Origin of the sequence: Brevundimonas diminuta ATCC 11568 (assembly GCF_000204035.1) — a bacterium.
In the GTDB taxonomy this organism is placed as follows: Bacteria; Pseudomonadota; Alphaproteobacteria; order Caulobacterales; family Caulobacteraceae; genus Brevundimonas; species Brevundimonas diminuta.
The window spans coordinates 139,871-150,680 of sequence record NZ_GL883084.1 but is presented as its reverse complement, the minus strand read 5'-3'; the positions used below and the strand labels follow the sequence as shown (position 1 = coordinate 150,680).

The following is a 10,810-nucleotide window of genomic DNA, read 5'->3' as shown; positions in this document are numbered from 1 at the left end:
CCCTGCGCCCGCCGAGACCGGCCCGCGCCCCTACGCCCCGGCTGCCGCCGACGCCCCAGCCCCCGCCCGTCAGTCGGTGCAATAGGCGACGGTTGTCGCACAGGCCTTGCGCGGCTATTCAGCCTGCTTCGATTTTTCGCGAGACCTTTCCATGTCCGACGCCCTGCCTGACCGCCTCTCGGTCGATCCTGACAGCCCCTTCCACGACGCCGAACTGCTGGCGCGCGGCGTGGGCATCCGCTTCAAGGGCGAGGAAAAGACCAACGTCGAGGAATACTGCGTCTCGGAAGGCTGGGTCCGTCTGGCCGTCGGCAACCGCGTCGACCGTCGCGGCAAGGCCCTGACCGTCAAGCTGCAAGGCCCGGTCGAGCCCTTCATCAAGGGCGAGTGATTTCGAGCCTTTGATTTCGGCCCAGCGGCGAAGCTGAGACTTTCGGTCGCAGTCTTCGCCCGCTAGGGTCCGCGCCTGTCGTTTGAGTCTGGGAGGCGCTCTTGTCGTTCACTATCCGTCTGATGGCCGCCAGCGCTGTGGCGCTCGGCCTTGTCGCCGCGCCGGTCATGGCGCAGGACGCCCGCGCCATCCGCGCCGCCGAACAGGTGCGCGATCAGGCGCTGAAGGGCAATATCGCCCTCGACTACGTCACCCAGATCACCACCCGCTTCGGCCCGCGCCCGGCGGGCTCGCGCGCCGAGCAGGACGCATCGGCCTGGGCGGCCGACTACATGCGCGCCCACGGCTTCCAGAACGTCCGCATCGAGCAGTTCCCCCTGATCGGCTGGGAGCGCGGCGAGGAGAGCGCCGAGATTCTGGGCGCGCGTCCCCAGAAGCTGGTCGTGGCGGCTCTAGGCCACTCCATTCCCACGCCGGCCGAGGGCGTTGAGGCCGAGGTCGTCTTCTTCGACGGTCTGGACGCCTTGCTGGCGGCGCCTGCCGGATCGCTGAGCGGCAAGATCGCCGTGGTCGACGGCGGCCAGATGGTGCGGATGCAGGACGGCTCGGGCTACGGCCCTCTGTCGCGCATTCGCGGCGTCGGCCCGACCGAGGCGGCCAAGCGCGGCGCGGTCGCCTTCGTCATGCGCTCGGCCGGATCGGACGAACACCGGATGCCGCACACCGGCACCACCCGCTATGTCGAAGGCAAGGTGCCGCTGCCCGCCTTTGCGCTCAGCGCGCCGGACGCCGATCAGATCGCGCGGCTGGTGGGCATGGGCGAGACGGTGCGCCTGCGCCTGAAGTCCACCGCCCACACCTATGAGACCCACAGCCAGAACGTGATGGGCGACATCGTCGGGGCCTCGCGTCCGAATGAGATCATCGTCCTGGGCTCGCACATGGACAGCTGGGATCTGGGCACCGGCGCCATCGACGACGCGGCGGGGGGCGCCATCACCCTGGCCGCGGCCAAGCTGATCGCCGAGCAGGGCCGTCCGGCGCGCACGATCCGCGTGGTGCTGTACGGCTCCGAAGAGGTCGCCCAGCCGACCGACCACGGCAACGGCGGCGGCGCCTATGTTCGCAACATCGGCGCGGGCGTCGAGAAGCACGTCATCGCCGGCGAGAGCGACTTCGGCGCCGACCGCGTCTACGCCCTGGGCCTGCCGCCCGGCTCGCAGAATACGGACTTCGCCAAGATCGCCGAGCGCGTCCTGCGCCCGCTGGGCGTGCTGCCGGGCGAGGCCGAGCTGTTCGGCGGGGTCGATATCGGTCCCCTGGCGCGCGCGGGCGTTCCGGTCTTCGGCCTGCGTCAGGACGGCACGCGCTATTTCGACCTGCATCACACCGCCGACGACACCCTGGACAAGATCGACCCGGCTCAGATGACCCAGAACGTCGCCGCCTGGGCGGCCCTGGTGCGCCTGATCGCCGATTCCGACGTGGACTTCCGGGCCGCGCGTGCGGCGCAGGCGTCGACGCGTTAAGGCGCGTCTTGGCGGGATTGAGCGGGCTGGTTATACAGCCCGTCCGGTTAGCGGGCGTGGCGAAACTGGTAGACGCAACGGACTTAAAATCCGTCGGGCGAAAGCCCTTGCCGGTTCGACCCCGGCCGCCCGCACCAGCCGTTCTGACGATCGCCTTCAGGTCTGCGGCGACAGCCGCTCCAGCCATGACATCAACCCGCGCGGTTCGGCGACGGGCGAGCGCCACAGATCGCCGCCGCGCGCGCGTTGTCGTCCGGCCTCGAACAGTCGCTGCATCGTCGCCGTGTCGAAGCTCAGCATCCCGCCCTGCTCGGGCTCGTCCGGGATGGCCGCGACGCTGATGGGCAGGCCCTGCGCCGCGCAGAAGGTCGTGGCGACGCCCAGCGCCTGACGATAGGAGAACCGCAGCATGGCGTCGAAGCTGCGGGTCAGCACCGCCGCGACGTTCTGGGCCGTGGTGCGCGGTTCCGGCTCCAGCACGGTGTTGACCAGGATATGCACCCGGCTGCGCTGCAGGCGCCGTCCGACCCGCTTCCAGCGCAACAGGGCCTCGGGCATCAGGAACAGCGGCGCGGCGACCCCGCCGTCGACGTGCATTTCCTCGAACGGCTCGCCGTCGACCTCGCACGGGAAACGACGCGGCGGAAACAGGCCGGGCAGGCTGGCGGAGGCGGCCAGAACCTCGCGGAACAGGGCGACCGCCTCCTCGCCGCCGTGGCAGGCGATCGTCCCCATGTCCCAGATGCAGGCCTTCTGGCTGTCCAGGTCCGTCGTCGCCACCAGCAGGCGACGCCCCCGGCGATGCTCGACCGCGATGGCGTCTATCAGCGCCTCGTCGACGAAGGGGTGGATCAAGGCGTCCAGCGCCTCGCCCTGGAACAGGCTGCCGGTCAGGGTCGAGGCCAGCCGCCGCAAGCTCAGCAGGTCGGCCGCATGGCCGCCGGTATAGGCGTCGGCCAGCCGCTCGTCCCAGGCCGGTCCCAGGAAGGCGAAGGGCGCGATCAGGGCGCCGGTGCTGACGCCCGTGACCAGGGCGAACTCCGGCCGCGTTCCCGCCTCGGTCAGTCCGACCAGGGCGCCCGCGCCATAGGCGCCGCCCGCCGCACCGCCCGATACGGCCAGCATGTCGAAATGCCCCGACGACCAGCCGGAGCGGGGCAGGGACAGACGGTCCGCCGCCGCCTCCAGCGACGTTTCCGCCTGCTCGACGCTCAGCCGGATATCCTCGAACCCCCGAATGCGCCCGCGGCCAGTCGGGGGCGCAGGCAGCCGTTTGCGCGGCAGAGGCAGGGACGACAAGGGGCGCGGATCAATCACGACGGTTTTCTCGGCTTTCGCGCGGCTTGGGTCAAATGCGGCGCCGCAGTTCCGCAGGGCGAAACTGCGCGGGCGTCCAGCTTAACTGTCTTGGCCTCGTCATGAGGGGGGCGTAGGTGTCGCACACTGATTGTTCCGCCAGGTGAGCCGTTTCATGTTTCGTAGCCGACTTCTCGCTTCCGCCCTGGGTCTGAGCCTCTGCCTGGGCGCGGCTGCGCCCGCGGCGTTCGCCCAGACGGCTCAGGCTGCGGCTCAGACTGCGGCTCCGGCGGCCCAGGACGGCCGCGCCGCCCCGTCCCTGATCGTCACCGTGGTAGTCGATCAACTCAGCGCCAATCTGTTCAACCAGTACCGCAGCCAGTTCACCGGCGGGCTGAAGACTTTGGCCGATCGGGGCATGGTCTCGATCAACGGTTATCAGACCCACGGGGTGACCGTGACCTGCGCCGGCCACTCGACCGTCCTGACCGGCGCCCACCCGGCCCGCAGCGGCATTCCCGCTAACGACTGGCTGGACACGACGACGGGCCAGGAGACCTATTGCCTGGCCGCGCCGCAGAACACCCTGGCCCACGGCAAGAACACTGATAACGGCCCGGTCGGTCCGGAACAGTTGAGCGCCTCGACCCTGGGCGACTGGCTGAAGGCGGTCAGCCCTGAAAGCCGCGTCTACGGCGTGTCGGGCAAGGATCGCGGCGCCATCACCCTGGCTGGGCACAAGGGCGACGGCGCCTTCTGGCTGACCGACAACTTCGGCTTCACCACCTATGTCGAGCCGGGCCAGTCGGCCCAGGCGCGCCTGGCCCCGGTGGCGGCCCTGAACGCCCGCATGATCGACCGTTTCACGCGACAGGCGCCCAGCTGGACCTATTCCAACGCCGCCTGCCGCCGCCTGGAAGGGCAGTGGACCATTGCGGGCCAGACCTTCGACTCCAAGGTGCCGCCGGCCAACTTCCGCCTCGACAACTCGCCGATCCTGGACGAGCTGACCATCGAAGGGGCGATCGAACTGATGGACAGCCAGCAGTTGGGTCGTCGCGGCGTCACGGACATGCTGGGCGTCAGCCTGTCGGCCACCGACCGCATCGGCCACAGCTACGGCACCCAGGGGCCCGAGATGTGCGAGCAGATGCTGCGCCTCGACACGGCCCTGGGCGTGCTGATGGACAAGCTGTCGACCATCCCCGGCGGCGCCATCGTCGTTCTGACGGCCGACCACGGCGGTTCGGACTTCCCCGAGCGCTCGGCGGTCGAGGGCTATCCTCACGCCGGCCGGGTGGATCGCGCCCTGCAGCCGCGCGTCAACGCCGCGCTGAAGGCCCGCTTCGGCCTGGACGCCGATCCGCTGATCTCATCGGCGGGCGGTTTCGTCATCGTCGACAAGGATCGCAAGTCCCTGCCGGAGCCGCTGCGGTCCCAGGTGCTGGCCGCCGCGATCGAACTGCTGAACGCCGAGCCGCAGGTCGCCCTGGCCGTGGCCCGCGACGAATTGCTGGCCGAGCCTGTGCCGAACTCGATCAACCCCGAAGACCTGAATGTGCGCGAGCGCCTGCGTCTGTCGGCGGTGGCGGGCCGCTCGCCCGACATCCTGCGCGCCTGGCAGCCGGGCCTGACCGGCCAGGGCCGCGTCGGCGGCGCCATTTCCAGCCATGGCTCGCCCTGGGATTACGACCGCCGCGTGCCCATCGTCTTCTGGTGGCCGGGCGCCGAAGGGCAGGAGCGTTTCCTGCCGATGCGCACCATCGACATCGCGCCGACCCTGGCCAATCTGATCGGCGTCCAGCCTGACGGCCCGATCGACGGCCGCTGCATGGACCTGCCCCAGTTCGCCAAGGGCCGCTGCCCTACGAAGTAGACGGCGCGAAACAGGCTGCGCGGGCCGTCATAAACTCGTGTTTCGACACGGTGCGACGGCCTTACGCCTTCCGCGTTTCCTTGGCACAAGGGCTTGAGAAACGCCTCTGAGGGGAGGCGTCAGGCCGTCAGAGCCGCAAGAGGAAACCCGTTCATGCAGAGAGCCCGCCGCGCGCGCATCGTCGCGACACTCGGACCCGCCAGCCGTGCGCCGGGAACGGTCAAGGCGCTGGCGCAGGCCGGGGTGGACGTCTTTCGCCTGAACTTCAGCCATGGCTCGCACGACGACCACGCCGCCGCCCTCAAGGCCGTGCGCGGGGCCGAAATGGCGCTGAAGCGGCCGCTGGGCGTATTGGCCGACCTGCAGGGGCCCAAGCTGAGGCTGGGCCGCTTCGCTGATGTCGAGATCGAGGTGAAGCCGGGCCACCAGATGCGCTTCGACCTGAACCCGGCGCTGGGCGACGAGACGCGGGTGCAGATGCCGCATCCGGAAATCTTCAAGGCGCTGCGGCCCGGCATGCTGCTGCTGCTGGACGACGGCCGGGTGCGGCTGCGCGTGGGCGAGCGCACCGACGAATGGTGCGACGTCACGGTCGAGAGCGGCTCCAAGCTGTCGGACCGCAAGGGGGTGGCCGTGCCCGAGGCGGTCATTCCGGTCTCGGCCCTGACGCCCAAGGACCGCGAGGATCTGGCCTTCGCGCTTCGTCTCGGCGTCGACTGGGTGGCCCTCAGCTTCGTGCAGAAGGCCGAGGACATGGCCGAGCTGAAGCAGATCGTCGACGGCCAGGCCGCCTGTCTGGCCAAGATCGAAAAGCCCCAGGCCCTGAACGATCTTGAGAGCATCCTCGACTACTGTGACGGCGTCATGGTCGCGCGCGGCGATCTGGGCGTCGAGATGGAGCCGGAAGAGGTGCCGGTCGCCCAGAAGAAGATCCTGCGCGCCGCCCGCCAGCGCGGCGTGCCCGCCATCGTCGCCACCCAGATGCTGGAATCCATGACCAGCGCTCCGGCCCCGACCCGCGCCGAGGCGTCCGATGTGGCCAACGCCGTCTATGAGGGCGCCGACGCCCTGATGCTGTCAGCCGAGACGGCGGCGGGCGACTATCCGTTGGAAGCCGTGACCATCATGAACCGCATCATGGAGCGGGTGGAGCGCGATCCCCTGTGGCCCGGCCTGATGGACGCCGAACACGCGGGCATGGACATCCACGACGTCGACGCCCTGGTGGCGGCCGCGCGCAAGGCGGCCGAGGCCTCCTCGACTGCCTGCATGGTGGTGTTCACCACCCTGGGCGGCACGGCGCGGCGAATGTCGCGCGAGCGGCCGCTGCAGCCGGTTCTGGCCCTGACGCCCAAGCCCGAGACGGCGCGTCGCCTGGCCCTAGTCTGGGGGTTGGAGCCGCGTCTGGGCGAACAGCCGACCTCGCTGGAAGGCCTGACCGACGATGCGGTCGAGGCGGCTATGCTCTACGGCCTGGCCGAGCCGGGCCAGCGCATCCTGATCCTGGCCGGAACGCCCTTCGGCGCGCCGGGGGCCGCGAATCTGTTGCGTCTGGCCCATGCTCCGGCCCATGCTGCCCCCCGGCAACACGGGGCGAAGCGCGCCCGCAAAACCTGACGGGGCGGAATGATCAAATACATCGGCTCAAAGCGCGCGCTTCTGGGCCAGGTGATCGGCGCGGTGCGGGCGGCTCAGCCGCAGGGCGGGACGGTCTGCGACCTGTTCTCCGGCACCGCGCGCGTGGGCCACGCGCTGAAGCGCGAGGGCTATCGCGTCTGGTCCAATGATCACAACGCCTATGCCCATGCGCTCGCCACCGCCTATGTCCAGGCCGACCGCGAGGTCCGGGCCGAACGGGCCGAGGCGGTGCTGGCCGAACTGCGCGCCGTGGCGCCCGCACCGGGCTGGTTCACCCGCACCTATTGCCAGGAAGCTCGCTTTTTCCACCCCGACAACGGCGCCCGCATCGACGCCATGCGCGAGCGCATCGAGGTCATGGGGCTGGAGCCGGAATTGAAGGCGGTCGTCCTGGTCGCCCTGATGGAGGCGGCCGACCGGGTGGATTCCTCGGCGGGCCTGCAGATGGCCTTCATGAAGCAGTGGGCGCCGCGCGCGCTGAAGCCGCTGGAACTGCGCCTGCCGGACCTGCTGCCCGGCGTGGCGGCGGGCTCGTGCGTGGCGACGCACGGCGATGCGGTCGAGATCGCCGCCGAGGTCGAGGCCGACCTCGTCTATCTGGACCCGCCCTATAACCAGCACTCCTACCTTGGCAACTACCACTGCTGGGAAAGCCTGGTGCTGTGGGACAAACCCGAGACCTATGGCGTGGCGCGCAAGCGGGTGGACGTGAAGACGCGCAAGTCGGCCTTCAACAGCCGGCCGGGCATCGGCCCCGCCCTGCAGACCGTCATCGAGCGGCTGAAGGCGCCGAACCTGATCGTCAGCTTCAACGACGAGGGCTATCTGAGCCGCGATGAGCTGACGGCCATGCTGTCGGCGCGCGGCCACGTCCAGGTGGTCGAGATTCCGCGCCCCCGCTACGTCGGCGCCCGCATCGGCATCCATAACCTGAAGGGTCAGAAGGTCGGCTCGGTCGGGCGGCTGAGGAATGTGGAATATCTGTTCGTGGTCACGGATCGGCCGATCGAACTGCCGGTCGCCGCCTGACGGGAACGAAAGCCGGGCGCACGCCGTTTGTGCCGTATGCGTACGCTTTCTAGTCTTCCTCCCGCCGCTTCCCGCTTTGACGCCCGTGGTTTTGACGCTGCGCGTTTCGACGCCCAGCGGGAGGCCGCGCGTCCGGTCCGCCCGTCGCCTCGGCGCGGGCGTGGGCTGGACAGCTGGACCATCCTGCTGATCGGCGCGATCGCGGCGGGCCTGATGGGAATGCTGCTGGGCGGCGCCCTGTCCGTCTGATTTTCGCTTAAGCGGCGTCCAGCAGGGCCTTGATCGGCGCCCAGCTGCGCCGGTGTTCGGGGCAGGGGCCCAACGTCTGCAGAGCCTTCTGGTGGATGGGGGCGTTATAGCCCTTGTGGCTGGCGAAGCCGTAACCCGGATAGGTCGCATCCATCTCGATCATCAGTCGATCACGCGCCGTCTTGGCCAGGATCGACGCCGCCGCGATCGACAGCGACCGGCTGTCGCCCTTGACCACGGGCGTCACCGCGCACGGCAGCTTGAAGCGGTAGTTGCCGTCCACCAGGGCGTGAACCGGCGCATGGGCCAGGGCCTCGACCGCGCGGCGCATGGCCAGGCCGGTGGCGTGCAGAATGTTCAGCTCGTCGATCTCCTCCACCGAGGCGAAGCCGACGCCCCAGGCCAGGGCGCGGCTCTTGATGAGCGGCTCCAGCGCCGCGCGGCGCTTCTCCGTCAACGCCTTGGAGTCGTCGATGCCCGGCGGCAGATCGTCCGGGTTCAGGATCACCGCCGCCGCCGACACCGGCCCCGCCCACGGCCCGCGCCCGGCTTCATCCACCCCGCAGACATGACCGTTCCAGGTCGCGCGCGCCTCAAGCTCCAGCATAAGTGTGGGGAAGGGGCGGTCGGTCTTGGCGGTAGCAGTGCGGGCGAGCATCAGGCGTCAGTGCCACGAACCGGAGCATGGGGGAAGGAGTTGCTGCCGAGGGGTGGAAAGCGGACGTAGGCCATGCTCTCTAACGGCATGACAGATTGGATAGAAGTTTACCGCCCTGTCTTGGGGGAGGAAATCGCGGGTTTGGTTTGGATGCCGATCACCGCCGATACGCCGCAACTCGCCTCAGAACTGCAAATGGCGTCGTATTCGTTTTCCGGTGCAGCGTTTGTCCGCTTTGCCAGCCAGGATGCCATCAACCTTTCTTGGCGGCAGGTAGAGGATCGTTTCATCCTGGCGACAGCACAGGATGCTGCATGGGTCGCGCATTCACTGGATCGCATTCAGGCTGCTGGCGATCTTTGGATTGGTTTGATCGGCTCGACTCTCAGGTCGGTTGAACTTTTCACCTTGCCTGACGACGAACATCGGCGGGTTGTAGGGGTCAAACACCGAACGACCAACAGCTCCTTTTGGGTAGGGACGGGCGGCAAAGACTTCGTCGGCGACCAAGATGACCTGTGGGTTGGGGTGGATCGCGATCCGTCCAATTACAGCGAACTCGTCAGCTTAGGTGTTGTCGAACCCGAGGCCCGCTAAGGGTCTTAGGCGGACAATCGCGAGTGTCCTGAAATCAGTCGTTGGCGGCGCCCATTTCCCACCTCTCCATGCCGGAAGCACGTCGTCTGGTGGTCGTTCACCATGCCGACCGCCTGCATGAAGGCGTAGGTGATGACCGGGCCGCAGAATTTGAAGCCGCGCGCCTTCAGGGCCTTGGCCATGGCGAGGCTTTCGGCGGTCTGGGTCGGGGCCTCGCGGAAATGGTCCCACTGGTTCACCAGCGGCTGGCCGCCGACGAAGGACCACAGCCAGGCTGAGAAATCCTCGCCGCTATCCCTCATGTCCAGCCAGATGCGGGCGCCGCCGATGGCCGCGTCGATCTTGGCGCCGGAGCGAATGATGCGCGGGTCGGCCAGCAGGCGCGCGCGGTCCGCCTCGCCGTACCGGGCGACGATCTCGGGGTCGAAGCCGTCGAAGGCCTCGCGCATCCCCTCGCGCTTTCTCAGGATGGTGATCCAGGCCAGCCCGGCCTGGAAGCCGTCCAGAACCAGCTTCTCCCACAGGGCGCGGGCGTCGTATTCGGGCACGCCCCATTCGGTGTCGTGATAGGCGATGTAGAGCGGGTCCGTCGTCCCGCACCAGCCGCAGCGGCCTTCAGCCTTTTCGGATTCGGTCATGGCGCGATGTTGCTGGAATGTTCTGGCAGCGCAAGCGAAAAGGCCCGACGTTTCCGCCGGGCCTTCATGGGGTGTTGCGGGGCGTCCTACAGGCGCTCGACCGTGAACCCGCGCGCGGTCAGCATGTCGATGATGCTGTCCTGATCGGCCAGGTGGGCGACGCCGACGGCGACGAAAGCCGTGCCTGAACCCTTCATCATCGCCTCGATCTGGCGGGTCCAGTCGCTGTTGCGGTCGATCAGGGCGGCGCGGTGGATGTCTTCATGCACGTCGCGGGTGTTGGCGCGGTTCAGACGGCCCGTTTCGGCGATGTCGCCTTTCAGCCAGGCGGCCACGGTTTCATCCAAGTTGGCGACGATGCGGTCGGTGTTGCGGACAAAGTGGTTCAGATAGGCGACCTGGGCCTCTTCGCTCATGCCTGCGATCAGGCGCACCTGGATGTCGGCGGTCTCGAAGCCGTGCAGCGCCTTGCCTTCCGACCGGGCGCGATCCATCAGCGTCTTGTCGACGCCCGCTTCGGATCGATAGCCGGCCTCGGTCGGGCCGGACATGGAGATCATGAAGGCCGCCAGCCAGGGGCGGTAGGCGTCCAGGGCGGCCGCGCTGGCGCCGTTCGCCTGGGCGACCTTGTCGAAGGCGGCGAAGTCCTCGGCCGACAGGACCGACGACAGGGGGCGAGACGGATCGACGCCGTGCTGCTGGATCACCGGCATGACGACCGCCTGATCGTCCTGGTCGGCGATCTCGACCCAGATGTCCGAGGCGCTGGCGAAGGCGGCGTCCACCTTGTCCGAGCCCCAGGCCGTGCCGGGTCGCAACAGATGGACCGTGCCGAACAGATAGACGGTGGAGTCCGCGTCCTTGACCACCCACAGCGGCGGGCCGGCGCCCTCGGCGCGGGGATGGGAG

Annotated in this window: 11 protein-coding genes and 1 tRNA gene; 8 read left to right on the top strand and 4 right to left on the bottom strand. The window is 68.7% G+C overall.

Annotated elements, in window-relative coordinates:
* The first annotated feature begins 151 nt into the window (after positions 1–151).
* The 3 genes from BDIM_RS00785 (at position 152) to BDIM_RS00775 (ending at position 2,057) form a co-directional block, all read left to right on the top strand.
* A complete protein-coding gene (locus tag BDIM_RS00785) occupies positions 152–391 on the top strand; it encodes a DUF3297 family protein (RefSeq protein ID WP_024354808.1) in 240 nt (79 codons plus the stop codon).
* Positions 392–492: 101 nt separating this feature from the next.
* Positions 493–1,920 carry a M20/M25/M40 family metallo-hydrolase gene (locus tag BDIM_RS00780; protein ID WP_244911880.1) on the top strand — a complete coding sequence of 476 codons (1,428 nt, stop codon included), beginning with the start codon at positions 493–495 and terminating at the stop codon, positions 1,918–1,920.
* A gap of 50 nt (positions 1,921–1,970) precedes the next feature.
* A tRNA-Leu gene (locus BDIM_RS00775) sits at positions 1,971–2,057 on the top strand.
* Positions 2,058–2,076: 19 nt separating this feature from the next.
* Here the strand turns inward: BDIM_RS00775 and BDIM_RS00770 are convergent.
* The gene (locus BDIM_RS00770; RefSeq protein WP_003163659.1) at positions 2,077–3,237 is read right to left on the bottom strand and encodes a patatin-like phospholipase family protein; all 1,161 of its coding nucleotides are present in this window, start codon (positions 3,235–3,237) and stop codon (positions 2,077–2,079) included.
* 154 nt (positions 3,238–3,391) lie between these two features.
* Between BDIM_RS00770 and BDIM_RS00765 the strand changes: the two genes are divergently transcribed.
* The 4 genes from BDIM_RS00765 (at position 3,392) to BDIM_RS00750 (ending at position 8,008) form a co-directional block, all read left to right on the top strand.
* Positions 3,392–5,092, top strand: coding sequence for an alkaline phosphatase family protein (locus BDIM_RS00765; RefSeq protein ID WP_040344699.1), 1,701 nt, complete (start codon positions 3,392–3,394; stop codon positions 5,090–5,092).
* A 153-nt stretch (positions 5,093–5,245) separates the two neighbouring features.
* The gene (gene pyk, locus BDIM_RS00760; RefSeq protein WP_003163657.1) at positions 5,246–6,709 is read left to right on the top strand and encodes a pyruvate kinase; all 1,464 of its coding nucleotides are present in this window, start codon (positions 5,246–5,248) and stop codon (positions 6,707–6,709) included.
* Between the two features lie 9 nt (positions 6,710–6,718).
* Positions 6,719–7,759, top strand: a complete 1,041-nt coding sequence (locus tag BDIM_RS00755; protein ID WP_003163656.1) for a DNA adenine methylase — start codon at positions 6,719–6,721, stop codon at positions 7,757–7,759.
* 36 nt (positions 7,760–7,795) lie between these two features.
* A complete protein-coding gene (locus BDIM_RS00750) occupies positions 7,796–8,008 on the top strand; it encodes a hypothetical protein (protein ID WP_003163655.1) in 213 nt (70 codons plus the stop codon).
* Between the two features lie 7 nt (positions 8,009–8,015).
* On the opposite strand, the gene BDIM_RS00745 is transcribed toward BDIM_RS00750, so the two are convergent.
* On the bottom strand, positions 8,016–8,666 hold the full coding sequence (locus BDIM_RS00745; protein WP_040344466.1) for a ribonuclease HII: 651 nt from the start codon (positions 8,664–8,666) through the stop codon (positions 8,016–8,018).
* A gap of 72 nt (positions 8,667–8,738) precedes the next feature.
* Between BDIM_RS00745 and BDIM_RS00740 the strand changes: the two genes are divergently transcribed.
* Positions 8,739–9,263, top strand: coding sequence for a hypothetical protein (locus BDIM_RS00740; RefSeq protein WP_040344465.1), 525 nt, complete (start codon positions 8,739–8,741; stop codon positions 9,261–9,263).
* Positions 9,264–9,268: 5 nt separating this feature from the next.
* Here BDIM_RS00740 and BDIM_RS00735 read toward each other — a convergent pair whose 3' ends face one another.
* Both BDIM_RS00735 and BDIM_RS00730 read right to left on the bottom strand, forming a co-directional pair.
* Positions 9,269–9,901, bottom strand: a complete 633-nt coding sequence (locus BDIM_RS00735) for a DNA-3-methyladenine glycosylase I (protein ID WP_003163652.1) — start codon at positions 9,899–9,901, stop codon at positions 9,269–9,271.
* Between the two features lie 86 nt (positions 9,902–9,987).
* The coding region (locus tag BDIM_RS00730) for a TraB/GumN family protein (protein WP_081461799.1) at positions 9,988–10,810 on the bottom strand (823 nt) is incomplete at its 5' end.

Coding starts and splice junctions, on each gene's coding strand:
- BDIM_RS00740 (WP_040344465.1), top strand. CDS start 8,739: ATGCTCTCTAACGGCATGACAGATTGGATAGAAGTTTACCGCCCTGTC.
- BDIM_RS00755 (WP_003163656.1), top strand. CDS start 6,719: ATGATCAAATACATCGGCTCAAAGCGCGCGCTTCTGGGCCAGGTGATC.
- BDIM_RS00785 (WP_024354808.1), top strand. CDS start 152: ATGTCCGACGCCCTGCCTGACCGCCTCTCGGTCGATCCTGACAGCCCC.
- BDIM_RS00745 (WP_040344466.1), bottom strand. CDS start 8,666: ATGCTCGCCCGCACTGCTACCGCCAAGACCGACCGCCCCTTCCCCACA.
- BDIM_RS00735 (WP_003163652.1), bottom strand. CDS start 9,901: ATGACCGAATCCGAAAAGGCTGAAGGCCGCTGCGGCTGGTGCGGGACG.
- BDIM_RS00765 (WP_040344699.1), top strand. CDS start 3,392: ATGTTTCGTAGCCGACTTCTCGCTTCCGCCCTGGGTCTGAGCCTCTGC.
- BDIM_RS00750 (WP_003163655.1), top strand. CDS start 7,796: ATGCGTACGCTTTCTAGTCTTCCTCCCGCCGCTTCCCGCTTTGACGCC.
- pyk (WP_003163657.1), top strand. CDS start 5,246: ATGCAGAGAGCCCGCCGCGCGCGCATCGTCGCGACACTCGGACCCGCC.